Source organism: Pedococcus sp. P1_H8 (genome assembly GCF_056405175.1).
In genome coordinates this window covers 1-416 of the sequence record NZ_JBFUCP010000305.1, presented here as the reverse complement: position 1 = coordinate 416, position 416 = coordinate 1, and the positions used below count along the sequence as shown (strand labels likewise).

Below are 416 nucleotides of genomic sequence, written 5' to 3'. Positions count from 1 at the left end.
GCTCCGGAGGCAAAACCACCGACCAGCATCCCGGACGCGACAACGAGGGATGCGATACGACGCTTGTTGGGACCGAACATTCAAAGGCTCCAATCGTTTGAAGAGTTCGCACATGCAGCGATGCTCCTGCGGACGCGCCGACACCATGCGGCTCACCCGGCGCCGCGCAAACATACATCGCAGGATTGAGACCAGTGCAGGATTTCGAATATGACTGCCATACTTGATAATTGGTCGAACACTACGCATCGCGAGCGGAAGCGGAGACAGCTCCCGTGGCGTCGAGCGACCCATGCCCGCCAGACCGTGCCGGCGAGCCGCGCAAAGGCCGCAACGTCGAGTGTCTCGCCGCGGCGCGACGGGCCGATGCCCGCCGTGACCAGCACCTCACCAAAGAAGCAGGCCTTGACGTTGGG

1 protein-coding gene is annotated in these 416 nt (G+C 62.5%); it reads right to left on the bottom strand.

From position 1 onward, the window contains the following. Positions 1-152 precede the first annotated feature (152 nt). Positions 153-416 (bottom strand): hypothetical protein (locus AC1DYG_RS20130; protein WP_477641608.1); only part of this gene is annotated, 264 nt, incomplete at its 5' end.